The sequence below is a fragment of the Methylobacterium sp. Leaf85 genome (assembly GCF_001422125.1).
GTDB lineage: Bacteria > Pseudomonadota > Alphaproteobacteria > Rhizobiales > Beijerinckiaceae > Methylobacterium > Methylobacterium bullatum.
This window is the reverse complement of the sequence record NZ_LMME01000010.1, coordinates 1-20,495: the sequence shown is the minus strand read 5'-3', so window position 1 is coordinate 20,495 and position 20,495 is coordinate 1. Positions and strand designations below refer to the sequence as shown.

Annotated in this window: 6 protein-coding genes, 1 tRNA gene and 4 pseudogenes; 6 read left to right on the top strand and 5 right to left on the bottom strand. The window is 69.2% G+C overall.

The features are described from left to right. Window positions 1–10: 10 nt before the first annotated feature. Together pbpC and ASF08_RS08145 are read right to left on the bottom strand one after the other, a co-directional pair. A complete protein-coding gene (pbpC, locus tag ASF08_RS08150) occupies window positions 11–2,062 on the bottom strand; it encodes a penicillin-binding protein 1C (protein ID WP_443136807.1) in 2,052 nt (683 codons plus the stop codon). A gap of 157 nt (window positions 2,063–2,219) precedes the next feature. Then, entirely contained in the window at window positions 2,220–7,472 is a 5,253-nt protein-coding gene (locus tag ASF08_RS08145) for an alpha-2-macroglobulin family protein (RefSeq protein ID WP_056143784.1), read from the bottom strand. 301 nt (window positions 7,473–7,773) lie between these two features. On the opposite strand from ASF08_RS08145, the gene ASF08_RS08140 reads away from it, so the two are divergent. Continuing rightward, a complete protein-coding gene (locus ASF08_RS08140) occupies window positions 7,774–9,219 on the top strand; it encodes a trypsin-like peptidase domain-containing protein (RefSeq protein ID WP_056143634.1) in 1,446 nt (481 codons plus the stop codon). A gap of 87 nt (window positions 9,220–9,306) precedes the next feature. On the opposite strand, the gene ASF08_RS24650 is transcribed toward ASF08_RS08140, so the two are convergent. Continuing rightward, a complete protein-coding gene (locus ASF08_RS24650) occupies window positions 9,307–9,462 on the bottom strand; it encodes a hypothetical protein (RefSeq protein WP_018046049.1) in 156 nt (51 codons plus the stop codon). A gap of 133 nt (window positions 9,463–9,595) precedes the next feature. Then, a complete protein-coding gene (locus tag ASF08_RS08135; RefSeq protein WP_056143632.1) occupies window positions 9,596–10,645 on the bottom strand; it encodes a cysteine synthase A in 1,050 nt (349 codons plus the stop codon). Between the two features lie 188 nt (window positions 10,646–10,833). On the opposite strand from ASF08_RS08135, the gene ASF08_RS08130 reads away from it, so the two are divergent. Continuing rightward, a tRNA-Arg gene (locus ASF08_RS08130) sits at window positions 10,834–10,910 on the top strand. Between the two features lie 569 nt (window positions 10,911–11,479). Here ASF08_RS08130 and ASF08_RS08120 read toward each other — a convergent pair. Continuing rightward, window positions 11,480–12,337, bottom strand: a pseudogene (locus ASF08_RS08120) (IS5 family transposase). A 511-nt stretch (window positions 12,338–12,848) separates the two neighbouring features. Between ASF08_RS08120 and ASF08_RS26195 the strand changes: the two are divergent. The 4 genes and pseudogenes from ASF08_RS26195 to ASF08_RS26180 form a co-directional block, all read left to right on the top strand. After that, window positions 12,849–16,912, top strand: a pseudogene (locus tag ASF08_RS26195) (beta strand repeat-containing protein); the annotation flags it as partial. 23 nt (window positions 16,913–16,935) lie between these two features. Continuing rightward, window positions 16,936–18,300: pseudogene (locus ASF08_RS26190) on the top strand (cadherin-like domain-containing protein). Next, window positions 18,222–18,535 (top strand): annotated as a pseudogene (locus ASF08_RS26185) (cadherin-like domain-containing protein); the annotation flags it as partial. The pseudogenes ASF08_RS26190 and ASF08_RS26185, both read left to right, overlap by 79 nt. An 11-nt stretch (window positions 18,536–18,546) precedes the next feature. After that, the coding region (locus ASF08_RS26180) for a cadherin-like domain-containing protein (protein ID WP_200931838.1) at window positions 18,547–20,495 on the top strand (1,949 nt) is incomplete at its 3' end.

Below are 20,495 nucleotides of genomic sequence, written 5' to 3'. Positions count from 1 at the left end.
GGCCGGCCCCTCACTCCAGCCTGACCACCACGCTGTCGCTCGCCCCCGACGCGTCCATCACCGAGATCCTGGCGAAGCCCGCGCCGTCCGGTGCCCATTCCGACTGGCGCCGGGCGCTCTCGGCCACCGGCAGGCTGTTGACCATCCAGGTGAGGGGCGGCACCCCGCCCAGCGCCTTGAGGGCGAGGCTCGGCGCGGGGCCGGGCTCGGCGAGGCCGAGATCGATCCGCGCCCCATCCGGCGGGTAGGCGATCTTGAGGGCGGAGCCCAGGGCCGCCGACAGGGTCTTGGGCACGTCCTTGCGGATGTGGCGCAGGGGCGGCGGCAGGCCGGCGGTGGTGGTCACCAGGGCGTCGCGGGGCATCGGCACGGAATCGGGCTCGCCGCCGAAGCGCGAGAACGCGTCGAACAGGATCGGCGCCGCGACCACGCGGCCGACGAGACCCGGCACGGCGTTGCCGTCCGGCCGCCCGACCCAGACCGCGATGGTGACGCGCCGGTCGAACCCCACCGCCAGGGCATCGCGATAACCGTAGGAGGTGCCGGTCTTGAACGCGATCCGGTTCGGCAGCGCGTTCTCGGGCGGCGGCGCCCCGCGCAGGGTATCGGCGACGTACCAGGCGGACACCGGCTCGGTGACGCGCAACTCCGGCGGGGGCGATGCGGCCGGCCCGTCGAGGCGGCGGATCAGGTCGGGCACCGAGCCACCCCGGGCGAGGCCGGAGAACAGCCGGGCGAGGTCGGTGAGGGTGATGCCGAGGCCGCCCAGAGCCACCGGCAGGCCGGGTGCCGTGTCGCGCGGCAGGTCGATCCGCGCGCCCGCCCCGCGCAGGCGGGCGATGAAGCGGGCGGCGCCCACCGCCTCCAGCAGGTCCACCGCCGGCACGTTCAGAGAAAGCTGGAGCGCGCGCCGCGCCGTGACGGTGCCCTGGTAGCTGAGATCGAAATTCTCCGGCGCGTAGGAGCCGGCGAAGCGCACCGGCCGGTCGTCGAGGAGGGTCTCGGGATGGGCGATGCCGTTCTCGAAGGCCAGCGCGTAGATGAACGGCTTGAGGGCCGAGCCGGGCGAACGGATCGCCCCCGTCATGTCGATGGCGCCGGAGCGGCTGGCATCGAGATAGCCGGCGCTCCCCACCTGCGCGATCACCGCGCCGGTGCGGTTGTCGATGGCGAGGATCGCCGCAGAGATGCCCGGCCCCATGGCGGCGGCGCGCTCGGCGGCCAGCCGTTCGAGGCTCGCCTGCAATCGCCCGTCGAGCGAGAGGCGCTGGACGCGCGCGGCGGGATCGGCCGCCAGAGCCGCTTCCGCCGCATGGGCCGCCAGCATCGGGAAGGGCTTTCGCTGGTCCGGCACCGGTTCGGCCTTGGCGGCTTTCGCCTCGGCGGACGTGATGACCCCGCGCGCGGCGGCGATGTCGAGGACCCTGTCGCGCGCCTGACGCGCGCGGGCGGGGTAGCGATCCGGCCGGCGCACCTCGGGCGCCTGGGGCAGGCCGACGAGGAGAGCGGATTCGGCGAAGGAGAGCCGGGCGGGCTCGCGCCCGAAATAGGCGAAGCTCGCCGCCCGCAAGCCCTCCACCGGGCCGCCATAGGGCGCGAGCGCGAGGTAGAGGTCGAGAACGCCGTCCTTCCCCAACCGGCGTTCCAGCTGGACCGCCCGCACCATCTGCCGGAGCTTGGCGCTGAGCGAGCGTTCGGGCCGCGGCTCCACGAGGCGAGCCACCTGCATCGACAGGGTGGAGCCCCCGGAGACGATTCTGCCGTGCCGGAGCCATTGCCACGCGGCACGCAGGGTCGCGGCGGGGTCGATGCCGGGATGGTCGGCAAAGCGCCGGTCCTCGTAGGCCTTCAGCATGGCGAGCATGCGCGGATCGACGTCCGCCCCCGTCACCGGCAGCCGCCAGCGCCCATCGGCGGTGGCGAAGGGGCGCAGGAGATGGCGGTCCCGATCGAGGATGACGGTGGAGCGGAGGCTCGCCTGGGTCAGGTCGAGGGGCGGGAGGGTCGCGACGAAGCGCCAGAGGGCGAGGGCGGGGAGGAGGATGAGGAGGGCGATGACCACGTAGATCGGACGAAGCGCGAGGCTCTCCTCCCCCTTGTGGGGAGGAGTTGGAGGTGGGGGTGGTTGCGTAGAGGCCGCGCCGCATCCGGCACCACCCCCACCCCTGACTCCTCCCCACAAGGGGGAGGGGAAGCGCCTCCGCGCACGATCCATGGCCCTACTTCGCGCTCACCTCGACCGAACCGAAGGCGGTGCGGCCGAAGCGTTCGGGGCGGTACATGTCCTCGATGGTAGCACCGGGATGGACGTAGGTGCCGGGCGAGACCGCCCGCACGGTATAGGCCACCGTGAAGAAGGCGGATTGACCGGGGGTGCGCTCGTAGGCCGCCACGAAACGGTCGTCGCGGAACTCGGTGCTCACCGGCTGCACGTCCGACCTGGCGAAGGCGAGCCCCGCCAGGGCATCGGAATCGAGGAGCTTCGGATTGTCGATCTCGAGGCCGGCGGGCAGGCGGTCCACCAGCAGGAGGCGCCCGGCGCTGGCCTTCGCCTCGGTCACCTTGAGCACCACCACGAGGCGGTCGTTCTGGCGAACCCCCTGAGCGAGATCCACCACCGTGCCGTCGAGGCGGTGATAGGTCCGCTCGATGGAGTAACCCCGTGATTCCGCCGGCTCCGGGGCGATGGGATTGCCAGACACGCTCACCACGGTCTGGGCGGCGCCCGTCCCGTCATTGGTGATGGTGACGGGCCTCGCGTCGAGGGCGGGGGCGCGGTAGAGCCGCGAGACCGGGCCCGATTGCCGGGTGCCGTCGACGCTGAAGCTCAACGCTTCCGCCTCCTTGGCGAGCCCCTCGGCGGCGAGCACCATCCAGGCATTCTCCTGGGTGCTGGTGAGGCGTCCGCTGGCCCGCTCCTGGGTGATGACCTGACCCAACGGCCGGATCGTGTCGCGGGCGAGGCCCGTCTCGGCGGCGAGGGCGAGAAGGCCGGCCCCGTCGCGCAGGCGCGAGCCGTAATCGGCGCGGTAGGTCGAGGTGTCGCGCGCGGATCCGAGCGCGGTCACCGCCGACTCGAACGCCTTGGCCGCGCGGCCCCGGTCGCCGAGAAGGGCGAGAGCCGCCGCGATCTGGCCGCGTCCGAGGGGGGTCGCGAACTCACCGAGCTTGGTGTCGGCGAGGTAGCGCAGATCGCCCATCACCGGCCGCCCGTTCCGGGCCAGTACATAGGCCGCATAGGCGATGTCCATGCCGCCGTCGCGCACCTCCGTGGTGTTGGCGACCGTGTTGCGCAGGCGGTCCAGGGCATTGGAGAAGGCGGTCTGCGGCACGGCGAATCCGCGTTCGCGGGCGCGGGTCAGGAAGTCGGTGACGTAGGCGTTGAGCCAGACGTCGCTCGACCCGCCGACGCTCCACAGGCCGAAATCGCCCGAGGCGTCCTGGCGCGAGAGCACGCGGTCGATGGCCTCGCGCACCCGTTCGTCCACCTTGTCGTCGATGCCGAGCCTGTCGAGGGAGGCGAGCTTGTTGACGTAGAGGAGCGGCACCGCCCGGCTCACGGTCTGTTCCGAGCAGCCATAGGGATAGCGGTCCAGCGCCTGGAGCAGGGCGGGCACGTCGAGGGCGGCGAGCGAGGAGGCCGTCACCGAGACCGACCCGGTGCCGGGGAGGATGTCGGCCAGGAGGTCGCCCGTCACCTGCAGGCTGGCGCCGGGTTCGAGGGAACTCACCGAGCGACGGACCAGGGCGCCGGTGCCGGGGCCGATGTTGAGCGAGAAGCTCTGGCCCACGGTGCCGGCGATGCCGGGGCCGGACAGGTTCACGTCGAGCCGCGACAGGCCGGGGCCGGCGGCGGTGATCGGGATGACGAGCGAGGTCTTCGCCCCGCGTTCCAGTTTCATGGTGCTGTGAACCGCGCCAGCCGAGACCAGGACCGGGCCGGTGAGGTCGAGATCCACGGTGTAGTCGCCGGCCTGCCCCTCGACATTATCGATGGCGATGAAGAAGCGCGAGCGGTCGCCGACATTGAGGAAGCGCGGCAGGGTGCCGGTGAGCACGACGGGATCGCGGATGATCACATCGGCCTGGGCCGAGCCGACCTTCGCCTTGCTCCAGGCGGTCACCATCACCCGGCCGGTGCCGTTGAAGGCGGGCAGGGGGAAATCGACGCTGGCGCGCCCATCGGGGCCGACGCGGACCACGCCGGAATAGAGCGCCAGCGGCGCCTGGGTCGGGGGCGAATCGGAGAGTTCCGCCGCACCGCCGTCGCCGCCCGAGCGGATCGCGCCGAGCGTGCCCTGCATGCCGTCGATCAGGTATCCGTAGAGGTCGCGGATCTCCGGTCCCAAGGCCTTCTGGCCGAAGAAATAGCCGAAGGGATTGGGCGATTCGTAGCGGGTGAGGTTGAGGATGCCGACATCGACCAGGGCCACGCTCACCTGCGCCTCCTCGCCGGAGGACAGGCCGGCGAGCTGGATCGGCAGGGTCAGGGTCTCGCGGGGCCGCGTGGTCGCGGGCGCCCCGACGGTCACGGCGAGGCTGCGCTTGTCGGTATCCACCGAGAACCAGGCAAGGCCGAGCGCCCGGCCCGGCAGGCGCTTGGCCGCCTGGTCGAGGGGCCGGTAGGCGGTGGCCACGAGATAGGCGCCCGACCCCCATTCCGCCTTCACGGGAATGTCCACGTTGGTGCCGGCCTCCGACACCGTGACGTCGAGGATGTCGTGGACCTTGTCGCTCACCACCGCGAGGGTGGCCGTGCCCCTGAAGCGCGGCTGGAGGCGCGCCCGCAGGGTCTCACCGGCGGCATAGCTCGGCTTGTTGAGCTTGAGATCGAGGAGGTCGGGCACGTCCGCGGTCTCGGAGCCGCCCCAGCCCACGGTGAAGGTGACGCTGACGGTGGCCTCGGGCCGGCCGGCGACCAGGGCTTCGAGGCGGTAGGTGCCGAAGCCGACGGTGGAACTGACCCGGCCCGGCGCGTCGGCGGCGAGATCGAGCCGTCCGTCGGCGATGCGCCGCGTCGAGGTCACCGGCTCGAACGACCAGCGCCCGCCTTCGCGGTACCATTGGTAGTTCCGGTCGACCTTGGACAGGGTCCAGACGACGCCGTTCTGCGGGATTTTCCGACCGTCGGGGCTCGCCATGACCACGTCGAACGTGGCGACACTGGCCTCCGTGAGGTCGCCCGAAAAATTCTTGCGGATGGCGAGGACGGGGCCGGAGGGCAGGATCGGCAGGGTGACGCTTCGGCTCAGCGCCCGCCCGCCCGGCTCGCCGACCTGCAGCGTGATCTTCGCCTCGGTGGGGCGCGGGGCGCTGAGCGCCTGGACCGGCACCGTCACGGTCGCCGATCCCTTGGCGTCCGTGGTGGCCTTGGCCTCGATCTCGGCCGAGGTCGCCTCCACCTTCTCGTCGTCGAGGCCGATGGAGAAGCCGTCGAGCCCCTTGATCCCGCTCGTCGCGGCGGCCTGGACCAGGACCGTGCCCGACACGTCGAGGCCCGAGCCCGGCGCGCCGTAGAGATAGCGCGCGGCGACGTCGATGGTCGCGGGCTCGCCCTTCGTCAGGGTCGGGCTCTTGGGGGTGAGAGTGACCTCCAGGCGCTCGGGCACATAATCCTCGACGAGGAACGTGGCCTCGCCCACGGGCGGCGCCTTCGCATCGGTATAGGCGGCGATCCGCCATGTACCGTGCATCGCGCCCGGCATCAGGGCGAGGGGCAGGGCGCGGCCGCCGAGGCCGGCATCGGCAACCTGGACGCGGCGATACTCGACCCCGTCCGGACGCTTCACCACCAGGGTGAGGGGAAGGTTCGGCACGGCGATGCCGGCGGCGTCGCGCAGCAGGGCCGTGACCTGAACGGTCTCGCCGGAGCGGTAGACCCCGCGCTCGGGGAAGACGTAGGCCTCCACCGCGCCCGGCTGCGGCCGGCCCTTCACGCCCCGGTCGGTGAGGTCGAAAGCGCTCTGGGAGAAGTCGAGGAAGCCGTAATCGTCGCCGAGCTGGGCGACGACGAGGCCGGGGGCGATTCCGCCTTCGCCCCGTGCGAGGCCCGGATCGAAGGCGGCGTGGCCCTGGCCGTCGGTCTTCTTCGTCGCCAGCACCTCGTTGTTGCGGGCCACGAGGCGGATCTCGGCGCCGGGCACCGTCTTCGCGCTGGCGAGCGAGCGGGCGAAGACGTGGATGCCGTCGCGGCCCTTGAAAGCGGTGAGGCCGAGATCCGAGACGACGAACCATTGCGTCGCCTGGGCCTCGTAGCCGCCGTCCTCATCGACATTCGTGGCGACGCCGCTGGCCTGGGCCAGCATGATGTAGATGCCGGGCTCCAGCTTGCCGACCGCCTGCAGCACCGGGAAGGCCGTGACCGCCTCGTGGTTCAGCTCGGCCTTGGCCGTGTCGAGGGTGCCCTTCCAAACGCGGGTGCCCTTCTGGTCGGCGATGGTCTTCGCGGTCATGCCGCTGAGCTGACCGAGGAACTCCTCAGAGCGCAGGGACGGCAGCAGGCCACGGTCGCCGACGCGCAGCACCTCCACGTCGATCTTCGGCGCGTTGACCGAGACCAGCGGCACGCCGGCCTGTCCGGTGCGCGGCAGGACGTAGTTGCGCCCGGTGAAACGCACCTGGGGCGAGCGGTCCCGCACATAGACTTCGTAATCGGCCGATTTCAGCAGGGCCTCGCCCACGGAGGACGGGATGCCCGAGCGCAGCACGAAGGCGTAGCGCTCGCCGTGCTTCAGCCCGTCCACGCAGATCTGCTGGCCGCTGCCGGTGACGGCGGCATTGGCGGCGCCCGAGACGGCGACGTAGGGCGTGAAATCGGTCTTCGGGGCCAGGCTCTCGGAGAACTGGAAGCAGACGCGCGGGGCGGCGGCGTCGGAATCGACCTTGTAGTCGAGGATGCGGAAGCCGTGCTCAGCGCGCAGACCCTCATAGGTCTCGCGCACCGTGGCGTCGTCGGCGAGCGCGAGGCTGGCGCGGTAGGCCTCGAGCGAGGGCCGCCATTCGGATTGATCGGCATAGACCTCGCCCAGCACCGCCAGGGCCTCGGCCTCGGCGGCGGCGCCGCGCGCCTTCAAGTAAGCCTGATAGGCGGCGGCCCGAGCCTGGCCGCGCAGGCGCTGGCGGAAGGAGTAGTCCCCGGTTTCGTTATCATTGCCCACCGTGCTCGCGGCGCGGGCATAGGCAAGCCAGTTCAGCGGGTCGCCCGCATCGGCGGCAATGGCCCCGGCGAGGGGCTTGAGGGCATCGGCCGGCTTCTCCGCCTGCACCAGGGCCTCGCCCTCGGCGCGCAGCTTGGCTGCCGGTCTGGTCAGGCCCGACGTGGCAGAATCCGCCCTCACCGTCGCTTCGAGACGGACCGCGTCACTGGCCAGCGCGTCACGCACGAAAGCCTTGGGGGATGGCGCTGGTTTCGGGGTAGCGATCCGCGCCACCGGACGATCGGGCGCCTGGGCGAAGGCCGGTGCGGCGCCCATGCCGCCGAGGGCCAAGGAGCCGGCAAGAACGCCTCGGGCAAGAACGCCTCGGGCAAGAAAACTTTTGGCAAGAAAACTTTTGGCAAGACGGGCGGTCGCGCGCCCGAGCCCGGTTGATCCCGACATTGCCCACCTCGTCCTTGGCGGCATCCGATCCTCCCTCGGTGCCGCGCCGGACCCTAGCACCTCGGGCGGCCGCCGCAACGACGCGTTCGCCCTGACGATCCGCTGGAAATCCGGCGATCCCTCTGCCACACCTTCGCGAACGGCATCGCCAAAAGGCCATCGGGGAGCGTGAACCATGATGCAGCGTGCGCGATTCGCAGGGGCTGCGGCGGCTCTGGCCCTCCTCGTCCTGCCGGTTCAGGCGCAAGAGCCCACCCAGGGGCCTGGCCGCCCCGCTCAAGCGCCTGCCCGTGCGGCACCGGCGGCCGACCCCGCCTTCGAGGCGGCGAAGGCGGCCTTCGAGCCCCTGCCGGAGGCGGAGAGGAAGGGCCTGCAGGACGCCCTGGTCTGGACCGGCGACTACAACAGCGTCATCACCGGCACGTTCGGGCGCCGCACCTACGACGCCCTGCTCTCCTACCAGAAGCGTGCCGGAAACTCCGCACCCGGCTTCCCCGACGCGAGGATGCGGGCGGCGATCCTCGCGGCCGGCGACACGGCCCGGAAGGCGGCGCGGTTCACCGTGAAGCCCGATCCGGCGAGCGGCATCGTCATCGGCGTGCCCGAGCGGCCGCTCGCCAAGCGCAGCCCTCAGGCCGGCGGAACCCGCTGGCAGAGCGGGGATGGCCGCGTCACCCTCGACACGAAGTCCTTCGCCCCGGAAGAGACTACTCTCGATGCCCTGTTCGCTCGCATCACCGCGCCGGGCGCCGACCGCAAGGTCACCTACAAGATCAAGCGGCCGGATTTCCTCGTGGTCACCGGCGAGACGGCGACGGGCAAATCCTACATCCGCTATGCCGCCGCCCCGGGGGGAGTTCGCGGCTTCACCATCGGCTACGACAAGGCCCTCGGGCCGGATGTGGACCGCCTGGTCATCGCCATCGCCAACAGCTTCGTGCCGTTCCCGGAGACGGCCGATGCCGCCCCTGCCGAGGTGGCGGCCAGACCCGGTGCGACGCCCGGCAGGCCCTTGCCGGGCCCGGCCGTGAGAGCCCTGCCGCCACTGATCCGAGCCGCGACGAATGTGGGAATCGGCCTCATCGTCGCCCCGGGACGCGTCCTGACGAGCTCCTCGGCCCTGGAGGCCTGCGCGGCGCCGCGGATCGCCGGTGTGGCCGCGCGGATCGTCAAGGTGGATGCAGGGCGTGGCCTGGCGCTTCTGGAAGCGGCCGGCGCGAAGGGCCGTGTCGCCGCCCTGGCTGTACGAGGAAGCGCATTGGCGCCGGGTGAGGCGCTCGTGGTCCTGGGGGGCGATGGGGGAGGGGGCATCGCCGTCTCGTCGGGCCAATCCGGCGGGGATAGGCTATCGGCGCCGCTCCAACCCGGATCGTCGGGAGCCGTCGTGCTGGACCGAAACGCCGCCCTGGCCGGCCTCGTGTCCCGCTATCCGTCGGCGCCCCGGCTCGTGGCCGGTGTGGCGCCGCCGATGAGCTACCCTCTGGTCGACGGCCGTGTGACACTGGCGTTCCTGACCGAGAACGGCATCTCTCCGGGGGCGGCCATGGACAGGTCGGGCGCGACGTTAGGCGCGGTCGCCTCCGGGGCGGCCGGTTCGGTGGTCGCCCTCACCTGTCCGTAGGGAATCCACTTGGTCCTCCCGGGACCGCGACGTCCCAGATGCATGAACGGCGGGGCGCCGGAACACCCCGCCGGTTCGGACGTGCGATCAGAGGCGTCCCGTGACCAGAAGCACGATCAGGATGATGATGAGGATACCGCCCAGACCGAAGCTCTGTCCGCGATAAGCACCGCCACCGAGGAAGTTGCCGCCGCCGAGGACGGCGAGGATCAGGATGATGAGCAGGATGGTGGTCAGGGTCATGGGGAAGAAACTCCGGTCACGCCCAACCAACATTGCTTGAGCTTGACCGGTGAAACGCCCGTCCGCCGATTCCGTTCAACGCTTGGGCGCTTCAATGATGCAGATTGATGACGGTGTTGCAGGAAAGTCGATGTCAGGCTCGCCAGTCCGGCAGTTCGCCCGCCGTTTCCGTGAACCAGGCCGGCACGGGCAACCCGCGCTCCGTGAGGAAGGCCGGGTTGAACAGCTTCGACGCGTAGCGCGCCGCCCCGTCGCAAAGAATGGTCGCGATGGTGTGGCCGGGGCCGAGAACCCGCGCCAGCCGGATCGCGCCGGCGACGTTGATTCCCGATGAGCCACCCAGGCTGAGCCCCTCCTCGCGCATCAGCCCGAACACGATGTCCAGGGCCTCCGTGTCGGGGATGCGGAAGGAATGGTCCGGCCGGAACCCTTCGAGATTGGCGGTCACCCGGCCCTGGCCGATCCCTTCGGTGATCGAGGAGCCTTCGGCCTTCAGCGTGCCGGTGGTGTAATAGGCATGCAGCGCGGATCCCTCGGGGTCGGCGAGCGCGACGGTGATTCCGGGCTTGAGCGCCCGCAAGGCCTGGGCGGTGCCGGCGAGGGTGCCCCCCGTCCCGGCCGCGCAGACGAAACCGTCGATCCGCCCCTCCGTCGCGGCGAAGAGCTCGGGGCCGGTCGTGTCCACATGCGCCTGGCGGTTGGCGACGTTGTCGAACTGGTTGGCGAAGAAGGCGCCGGCCGGTTCGGTGGCAGCGAGGCGCTCGGCGAGCCGCCGCGCCACGTGGACGTAATTGTCCGGGTTGGAGAACGGCACGGCCGGCACCTCGACGAGGCGGGCGCCGGCAAGGCGCAGCGTCTCCTTCTTCTCGGCGGACTGCGTCTCCGGGATGACGATGACCGTGCGGTAGCCGCGGACCGACGCGACGAGGGCGAGCCCGATGCCGGTATTGCCCGCCGTCCCCTCGACGATGGTGCCGCCCGGCCGGATCGACCCGCGTCGCTCCGCATCCGTGACGATGGACAGGGCCGCCCGGTCCTTCACCGACAAGCCGGGATTGAGAAACTCGGCTTTGCCGAGAATGGTGCAGCCGGTGAGGTCCGAGGCACGGCGCAGGTGGATCAGCGGCGTTCCGCCGATGGCGGCGAGGACGTCACCGGAGAGGGTAGGGGTGCGCGTGGTCATGACGGGTCGGGCGTATCCTGCGATGTGAGGCGCGACGAGCATGACCGACACGGCGTCCCGCGACCACCCACGATCACGCGGATCGCAGAAAGGCACGCCGATCGGTCGAGAAGGGGTTGCCAAGCTGAAAAGGAGATTCTAGACACCCCCACCGACGGCGGAGCGCACAACTCTCCCCGGTCAGGTCGGCGCCCGTAGCTCAGCTGGATAGAGCACCAGACTACGAATCTGGGGGTCAGAGGTTCGAATCCTTTCGGGCGCGCCAATTATCTTTATTGTCAGACATGAAGTTTTCCCTTCGGGGGTTTGGGTGTTTGAGCGCTGGTTTGCAGTCGGTTTGCAAACTTCGTTCGTGGTGAGTTCTCCCAATCGAAGATTGCCTGGTCTGCTAGCGCGCTAGATAGCGATCAAGGATCACAGTCACCGTCTTGAGCGAATGACCCGTGATGGTGGCGATCTGCTGAGGATTGCAGCCCGCCTCAGAGAGCATGGTCACGGCCGTTCCGCGGAGATCGTTGAGTGAAGGTTGACCGGTTTTTCCAAACTAGGAAGGGTCACCTGAGCAATCCCAGCCTCAAGCATCGCCCGGTCCCAGAGTTCGGCGAAATATCGCTTCTGCAGGACCCGTCCCGTTTTGGTGGTCAGCACTAGAACTACTTTGGCATTCTTGCCTGAAGAGCCATGATGGAACTTCGTGTAGGCTTAAGCGGCGTCAAAATCCTCTGGTTTGAGGCACCTGAGATTGCAGAATGCTCAGACCATTTTTCTGCTTGGGGCGTACATCCAAGTCGGTATACCTTTTTGCCAAAGTAGTGCTAGGTCGTCTCTGCAAAGTCATGTGAGCCAGAGCATGGTCATGCCGAGTGTGACCATGGCGAGGGAGTTGGCCGCCCGCTTCTCGTAGCGGGTGGCGATGCGGCGATACTGCTTGAGGCGTCCGATCAGCCGCTCGACCCTGTTGCGCTCCCGGTGCGCGGCCTTGTCGAAGTCGGGCTGGCGCGGTTGATCTTTGCGGGTCGGAATGACCGGCTCGATCCGACGGCGTCTGAGGCGACGACGGACCGGTGGACTGGAGTAGCCCCGATCCTCGGCCGTTCGGCGGGGACGCAGGCGCAGTCGGCCTCGGCCAGAGCGCGGCACGGCGCCTTTGTCCATCAGCGCGTCCAGGGCGAACTGCTCGTGGCGCTCGCCGGCCGTCAGCACCGCCGTGGTCGGTTTACCGCCGCCCTCGGCGCGCAGATGCAGCTTGGTCGATCCTTCAACAATCTCAGGATGAGGACCCGCCCTGGCTGCGCCCGAGCGCTTCACCGATCCCCTCGACCGTCCCCTCACCCCGATGGCGCCGGACCGGCGTGCACCGGCGGCGTGCTGGTGGGCGCGCATAACCGTGGCGTCCACGAAGTGCAGGTCTCAGTCGAGATCGCCTCGGGCATCGGCCTGCGCCTGCAGGCGCCGCAGCACCCGGTCGAACACGCCGGTCTGCCGCCAGCGATAGAACCGGATCGACACGGTCCCGACAGCACCATAGCGGGCCGGCAGATCGGCCCAGGGCGCACCTGTGCGCAGGATCCAAAGCATACCGTTCAGGACCTGCCGGTGATCCTCCGCTGGCCGGCCCGTGCGCGGCTTCTGCGGAGGCAGCAACGGGGCGATCTGCTCCCACTGCGCATCAGTCAGTTCGTAGCGTCGCATCTCCACATCATGGGGACCGTCACCCAGCCTGTGACCCCTTTGCAGATACGTCCTAGCCTCATGGCCGCTCACGCCCTCAACAATCCAGACCAAAATGAAGACCACAGGCAGGCTCGAGCTCCTCTTCCGGTTCGGCTCGCGAGGAACGCCAGCAAACAGGAGCAACTTAAGGCCTTACGATGCAATAGATTCGAATCCTATACGTGGCGTGAAGGTCAATCAATGCTTATGAGCAATTCATATAAACAAGTATTTGGCCGTCATATAATGTAGATAATTATTTGTTTTCCATTATTTTGGGTTTTTTACTATTATATAACCTCTTGAGATATATGATGGCAGAGTCTACATAATCTATTCACCGAACTCAGGCTATAGAAGCCCGATCGCGGGCATCAAGATATCGATCGTATCTCGTCTCCCGAACATCGCCGTTTAAAGCTTGCAGCTGAGCTTTCCTGAAACTGGAACGTAGTGCGGCCTCCCGGTGCCGGGAGCCGGGAGATTAGTTATGGTCTTGGAAAATCCGCTGCGTCAGCCGATGCTCACGGGCACGCAGAATGCCCTCGCCCTTGGCGCCGAGGACACGGTCTATACGATCACCAAGGCGCAACTGCTGGCGAACTGGTCCGACCCCGATGGGGAAGATCTGTCGGTGACGGGCCTCACCGCATCCCGTGGTACGGTCGTAGCCAACCCGGACGGCAGTTACACGATCACGCAGATCGCGAACGCCAACGGCGTCGTCACGCTGAACTACAGCGTAAGCGACGGCACCACGGACCCGGTCCCGGCGATACGCACATTCACGCTCGCCGCCGTCAACGACGCGCCCTCGTTCGGCGGCGTCGGGACCGGCATAGTGATCACCCCGGTCGGCACCGGTACGTCATTCGATCCGGGCCGAAGCGTCAAGATCCAGGCGGACGGCAAGATCGTCGTCGCGGGAGCGGGCATCGGCAGCGATGGCACTCGCGACTTCGCGCTGATCCGCTACAACGCGGATGGCAGCCTCGACACCAGCTTCGGCCCGAACGGGACCGGCAAGATCCTCACCTCGGTCGCCAGCGCATTGGACGACCAGGGCCAGAGCGTCACGCTCCAGGCGGACGGCAAGATCGTCGTCGCGGGCCAAGCTCTCGGCAGCGGGACCGGCGAAGACTTCGCGGTGGTGCGGTACAACGCGAACGGCAGCCTCGACACCAGCTTCGGCACGGGCGGCAAGATCATCACCCAGGTCGGTGCCGGATCATCGGACGACATTGCCAGAAGCATCACTGTCCAGGCCGACGGCAAGATCGTCGCCGTGGGCTATGGTGCCGGCAGCGGGACCGGCGACGACTTCGCGGTGGTGCGCTACAACACGGACGGCAGCCTCGACACCGGCTTCGGCACGGGCGGCAAGATCCTCACCCCGGTCGGGGCCGGCACGGCGCAGGACCAGGGCTTGAGCGTCACGGTGCAGGCGGACGGCAAGATCGTCGTCGCGGGCTCAGGCCTGGGCAGCGGGACCAGCACCGACTTTGCGGTGGTTCGCTACACCACGGACGGCAGCCTCGACACCGGCTTCGGCACGGGGGGCAAGATCCTCACCCCAATCGGCGCCGGCACGTCGAGCGACATCGGCCAAAGCGTCACGGTGCAGCCGGACGGCAAGATCCTGGTCGCGGGCTACGGCCAAGGCAGCGGAAGCGGTTTCGATTTCGAGCTGGTGCGCTACAACGCGGACGGCAGTCTCGATACCAGCTTCGGCCCGAACGGGACCGGGAAGATCCTCACCCCGGTCGGCGCCGGCACGTCGAGCGACATCGGCTTCAGCGTTACGGTTCAGGCGGACGGTAAGATCGTCGTCGCGGGAACTAGCACCACTGGCAGCAGCACCGGCACCGACTTCGCAGTGGTGCGCTACAACGCGAACGGCAGCCTCGACACCGGCTTCGGCCCGGACGGGACCGGCAAGATCATCACGCCGGTCGGGGCCGGCACGTCGAATGACCAGGGCCAGAGCGTCACGGTGCAGGCGGACGGCAAGATCGTCGTCGTGGGCTATGGCGCCGGCACCGGCACCGGCACCGACGTCGCAGTGGTGCGCTACAACGCGGACGGCAGCCTCGACACCACGTTCAACGCCCCGAACTCGCTCGGCGGCACGGTCGCTTTCACAGAGAATGGCAACAGCGTTCGCCTCGACACCGACGTCACCCTCTCCGATGTCGACCTCGACGCGCTGAACGGCGGTCTGGGCGACTATGCCGGCGCCACGCTGACCCTTGCCCGCCAGGGCGGGGCGAATGCGCAGGACGCGTTCGGCTTCGATGCCTCGGGCTTCACGGTCTCGGGCAACAGCCTGCGCGACGCGAACGGGGCGACCTTCGCCACCTTCACCGACACGGCCGGCACGCTCACGATCACTTTCACCGGCACGAACGTCGCCACCTCGGCGCTCGCCGACGCGGTGGCGCGCGCCGTCACCTACGCCAACACCTCCGACACGCCTCCGACCTCTGCCACGCTGGTCTGGACGTTCTCGGACGGCAATGCCGGCGCCCAGGGGCCCAATGGGGCCGCGACCACCACAGGAACCACCACGGTCATGCTCCTCCCCACCAACGACGCGCCGATTCTCAGCGGCACCCAGGCCGCCCTCGCGGTCGGCCAGGAAGACACCGTCTTCACGGTCACGGCGATCGATCTGCTGCAGGGCTTCAGCGACCCCGACGGCACGGCCCTCGTCCTCTCCGGCCTCAGCGTCGATCACGGCACCATCGTGAGCAACGGGGCGGGCGGCTACACCGTCACCCCGACCGCCAACTACAACGGCCCGCTCGTCATCAGCTACAACGTCGGCGACGGCACGACCTCCATCCCCGCCACCTTGAGCACCACCCTCACGGCCGTGAACGACGCGCCGTCGTTCCTCGGCGCCGGGACTGGCAAGGTGCTCACCCCGGCCAGCGCCGGCACCTTGAATGATTTCGGCCACAGCGTCACGATGCAGGCGGACGGCAAGATCATCGTCGTGGGCGAAGCAGACGGCGGCGGGACCGGTACCGACTTCGCGGTGGTGCGCTACAACGCGGACGGCAGCCTCGACACCAGCTTCGGCACAGGCGGCAAGATCCTCACCCCGGTCGGCACCGGCACGTCGACCGACGTCGGCCAAAGCGTCACGGTACAGGCGGACGGCAAGATCCTCGTCGCGGGCCAAGGTGCCGGCAGCGACGGCCAAGACTTCGCGGTGGTGCGCTACAACGCGGACGGCAGCCTCGACACTAGCTTCGGCACGGGCGGCAAGATCCTCACCCCGGTCGGCACCGGTATGTCGAACGACATCGGCCAAAGCGTTAAGGTGCAGGCGGACGGCAAGATCGTCGTCGCTGGGTATGGCGTCGGGAACGGTGACGACTTCGCGGTGGTGCGCTACAACACGGACGGCAGCCTCGATACCAGCTTCGGCACGGGCGGCAAGATCCTCACCCCGGTCGGCACCGGCACGTCGAACGACGGCGGTAACAGCCTCACGGTCCAGGCGGACGGCAAGATCGTCGTCGCGGGTTACGGCGAGGGCAGCGAGACCGGCACCGACTTCGCGGTGGTGCGCTACAACGCGGACGGCAGTCTCGACACCAGCTTCGGCACGGGCGGCACGATCCTCACCCCGGTCGGCACCGGTACGTCGACCGACTTCGGCAACAGCGTCACGGTGCAGGCGGACGGCAAGATCGTCGTCGCGGGGTACGGCACCGGCTTCTACAGCGGCACAGACTTCGCGATGGTGCGCTACAACGCGAACGGCAGCCTCGATACCACCTTCGGCTCGAGTGGCAAGATCCTCACCCCGATCAGCATGGGCCCGTCGGCAGACTATGCCTACAGCGTCACGGTTCAGGCGGACGGCAAAATCGTCGTCGCGGGCCAAGGTTTCAGCGCCGGTACCAGCAACGACTTCGCGGTGGTGCGCTACAACGCGGACGGCAGCCTCGACACCGGCTTCGGCACGGGCGGCAAGATCCTCACCTCGGTCGGCACCGGCTCGGACACTGGTCAGAGCGTCACCGTCCAAGCGGACGGCAAGATCGTCGTCGCGGGCTATGGCCAGGGTAGCGGTACCGGTTACGACTTCGCGGTGGTGCGCTACAACGCGGACGGCAGTCTCGACACCTCGTTCAACCTGCAGAGCTCGCTCGGCGGCACGGTCGCTTTCACAGAGAACGGCAACAGCGTTCGCCTCGACACAGACGTCACCCTCTCCGATGTCGACCTCGACGCGCTGAACGGCGGTCTGGGCGACTATGCCGGCGCCACGCTGACGCTGGCCCGCCAAGGCGGGGCGGACGCGCAGGACGCGTTCGGCTTCGACGCCTCGGGCTTCACGGTCTCGGGCAACAGCCTGCGCGACGCGAACGGGGCGACCTTCGCCACCTTCACCGACACGGCCGGCACGCTCACGATCACCTTCACCGGCACGAACGTCGCCACCTCGGCGCTCGCCGACGCGGTGGCACGCGCCGTCACCTACGCCAACACCTCCGACACGCCTCCGACCTCCGCCACGCTGGTCTGGACGTTCTCGGANCACCTCGGCGCTCGCCGACGCGGTGGCACGCGCCGTCACCTACGCCAACACCTCCGACACGCCTCCGACCTCCGCCACGCTGGTCTGGACGTTCTCGGATGGCAATGCCGGCGCCCAGGGCTCGGGAGGCGTCGGGACTACCACCGGCACCACCACCGTCACGATCACGGCGGTGAACGACGCGCCGATTCTCAGCGGCACCCAGGCGACGCTCCTGGCCGGCACGGAGGACACCGCCTTCACCGTGACGACGGTCGAGCTGCTCAAGGGCTTCGCCGATCCCGAGGGCAGCGCCCTCGTCCTCTCCGGCCTCAGCGTCGACCACGGCACGATCGTGAGCAACGGGGCGGGCGGCTACACCGTCACCCCGACGGCAGACTATAACGGCCCGCTCACGATCAGCTACAGCGTCGGCGACGGCACGGCGTCGACCCCCGCCACCCTGAGCACGACCCTCGAGGCGGTGAACGACGCCCCGCGTCTCACCGGCACCCAGGCGACCCTGGCCGGCACGGAGGACACCGCCTTCACGGTGACGGAGGTCCAACTGCTGCAGGGCTTCGCCGATCCGGAGGGCACTCCCCTCGTCCTCTCCGGCCTCAGCGTCGATCACGGCACGATCGTGAGCAACGGGGCGGGCGGCTAGGGCTTCGCCGATCCGGAGGGCACTCCCCTCGTCCTCTCCGGCCTCAGCGTCGATCACGGCACGATCGTGAGCAACGGGGCGGGCGGCTACACCGTCACGCCGGCCGCCGACTACAACGGTCCGCTCGTCATCAGCTACGACGTTGGAGACGGCACGACGTCGATCCCCGCCACCCTGAGCACCACCCTCGCGGCGGTGAACGACGCCCCGCGACTCACCGGCACCCAGGCGACCCTGGCAGCCGGCACGGAGGACACCGCCTTCACGGTCACGGCGGCCGAGCTGCTCCAGGGCTTCGCCGATCCCGAGGGCACGGCCCTCGTCCTTTCCGGCCTCAGCGTCGATCACGGCACCATCGTCAGCGACGGGGAGGGCGGCTACACCGTCACGCCGGCCGCCGACTACAACGGCCCGCTCGTCATCAGCTACAGCGTCGGAGACGGCGCGACCTCCATCCCCGCCACCCTCAGCACGACTCTCGAGGCGGTGAACGACGCCCCGCGCCTCACCGGCACCCAGGCGACCCTGGCGGCCGGTACGGAGGACACCGCCTTCACGGTCTCGGCGGCCGAGCTGCTCCAGGGCTTCGCCGATCCACCGGCACCCAGGCGACCCTGGCGGCCGGTACGGAGGACACCGCCTTCACGGTCTCGGCGGCCGAGCTGCTCCAGGGCTTCGCCGATCCCGAGGGCACCGCCCTCGTCCTCTCCGGCCTCAGCGTCGATCACGGCACGATCGTGAGCGACGGGGCGGGCGGCTACACCGTCACCCCGACGGCAGACTACAACGGCCCGCTCGTCATCAGCTACAGCGTCGGTGACGGCGCGCTGACGATCCCCGCCACCATGACCACGGCGATCACGGCGGTGAACGACGCACCGCGCCTCACCGGCACCCAGGCGACCCTGGCGGCCGGTACGGAGGACACCGCCTTCACGGTCTCGGCGGCCGAGCTGCTCCAGGGCTTCGCCGATCCNCCCCGCCACCATGACCACGGCGATCACGGCGGTGAACGACGCCCCGCGCCTCACCGGCACCCAGGCGACCCTGGCGGCCGGTACGGAGGACACCGCCTTCACGGTCTCGGCGGCCGAGCTGCTCCAGGGCTTCGCCGATCCCGAGGGCACCACCCTCGTCCTCTCCGGCCTCAGCGTCGATCACGGCACCATCGTCAGCGACGGGGCGGGCGGCTACACCGTCACGCCGGCCGCCGACTACAACGGTCCGCTCGTCATCAGCTACAGCGTCGGAGACGGCGCGACCTCCATCCCCGCCACCCTGAGCACCACCCTCACGGCCGTGAACGACGCACCGTCGTTCTTCGGCGCCGGGACCGGCAAGGTGCTCACCCCGGTCGGCGCCGGCGGGTCGTCAGACACCGGCCAAAGCGTCACGGTCCAGGCGGACGGCAAGATCCTCGTCGCGGGCTATGGCGACGGGACCGGCGGCACCGACTTCGCGGTGGTGCGCTACAACGCGGACGGTAGCCTCGACACCGGCTTCGGCCGGGACGGGACCGGAAAGATCCTCACCCCCGTCGCCCCCGGCACGGCGTTCGACAATGGCCAGAGTGTCACGGTCCAGGCGGACGGCAAGATCCTCGTCGCGGGCTCTGGTGTCGGCAACCGTTACGACTTCGCGCTGGTGCGCTACGACGCGGACGGCAACCTCGACACCGGCTTCGGCCCGGACGGGACCGGCACGATCCTCACCCCGGTCGGCACCGGCCTGTCGAGCGACATGGCCTACAGTGTCACGGTCCAGACAGACGGCAAGATCCTCGTCGCGGGTTACGGCGACGGCAGCGGCGGCCAAGACTTCGCGGTGGTGCGGTACAACGCGAACGGCAGCCTCGACACCGGATTCGGTCTGGACGGAACCGGCAAGATCCTCACTCCGATCAGCGCGGGAACGGCGTCGGACCAGGGCAACAGCATCACGGTCCAGGCGGACGGCAAGATCCTCGTCGTGGGTTCCGGCTGGGGCAACGGCCAAGACTTTGCTGCGGTGCGCTACAACACGGATGGCAGCCTCGACACCGGCTTCGGCCCGGACGGCACCGGCAAGATCCTCACCCCGGTCGGCGCCGGCATGTCGAACGACGCCGGCTACAGCGTCACTGTGCAGGCGGACGGCAAGATCGTCGTCGCGGGCTACGGCCAGGGCAGCGGGACCGGCTACGACTTCGCACTGGTGCGCTACAACGCGGACGGTACCCTCGATACTGGCTTCGGCCCGGACGGGACCGGCAAGATCCTCACCCCGGTCGGCACCGGCACGGCATCGGACTTTGCCTACAGCGTCACGGTCCAGGCGGACGGCAAGATCCTCGTCGCGGGTGAAGGCAATGGCAGCGGCGGCACCGACTTCACGTTGGTGCGCTACAACGCGGACGGTAGCCTCGACACCGGCTTCGGCCCGGACGGGACCGGCAAGATCCTCACCCCGGTCAGCGACCGCACGGCGGAGGACGTTGCCAAAAGCATCACGGTCCAGGCGGACGGAAAGATCGTCGTCGCGGGCTACGGCATCGGGAGCGGCACCGGTTACGACGTCGCTGTGGTACGCTACAACGCGGACGGCAGCCTCGACACCACGTTCAACGCCCCGAACTCGCTCGGCGGCACGGTGGCGTTCACCGAGAACGGCAGCAGCGTTCGCCTCGACGCCGACGTCACCCTCTCCGATGTCGACCTCGACGCGCTGAACGGCGGTCTGGGCGACTATGCCGGCGCCACGCTGACGCTGGCCCGCCAGGGCGGGGCGGACGCGCAGGACGCGTTCGGCTTCGACGCCTCGGGCTTCACGGTCTCGGGCAACAGCCTGCGCGACGCGAATGGGGCGACCTTCGCCACCTTCACCGACACGGCCGGCACGCTCACGATCACCTTCACCGGCACGAACGTCGCCACCTCGGCGCTCGCCGACGCGGTGGC

Bases quoted from the DNA above. Each gene is read 5' to 3' on its own strand.
- ASF08_RS08145 (WP_056143784.1), bottom strand. From the start codon at position 7,472: ATGGGCGCCGCACCGGCCTTCGCCCAGGCGCCCGATCGTCCGGTGGCG.
- ASF08_RS08140 (WP_056143634.1), top strand. From the start codon at position 7,774: ATGATGCAGCGTGCGCGATTCGCAGGGGCTGCGGCGGCTCTGGCCCTC.
- ASF08_RS24650 (WP_018046049.1), bottom strand. From the start codon at position 9,462: ATGACCCTGACCACCATCCTGCTCATCATCCTGATCCTCGCCGTCCTC.
- ASF08_RS08135 (WP_056143632.1), bottom strand. From the start codon at position 10,645: ATGACCACGCGCACCCCTACCCTCTCCGGTGACGTCCTCGCCGCCATC.